Here is a 348-nt window from a genome sequence, read left to right as displayed (position 1 = left end):
GAATGCCCGGTCCTCGATCTGACACGAACAGTTCGGCAAACTGTTCGACGCGCGAAGTCCGGATACTGATGATGCGATTTTCGCTCGGCATCTCCTTCATCGCGTCCATCCCGTTCACGACAAGGTTCACGATGACTTGCTGGAGCTGAATACGGTCGGCGAGGATCGGAAGCGCATCCGCTGTGATCACGCTGCGGAGTTCGACCTTTCGCCCGCGAGCCAGCGGCGAAAGGAAAACGACGGTGTCCTGCGCGAGGTCGTTAACATCGATGCTAATCAGCTCGAAGGGTGCCTTTTTCAGGAGGCTGCGCATCCTCCGGATGACTTCAGTGGCACGCTGGTTATTGT

General features: G+C 57.2%; 1 pseudogene. It reads right to left on the bottom strand.

The features are described 5' to 3' along the window. Positions 1-313, bottom strand: a pseudogene (locus AC0L2P_RS32280) (ATPase); the annotation flags it as partial. Positions 314-348: the final 35 nt, after the last annotated feature.

The organism is Mesorhizobium sp. WSM4836, from assembly GCF_055811815.1.
Note: the sequence above shows the minus strand (reverse complement) of the source record. Positions and strands in the feature narration are given on the sequence as shown.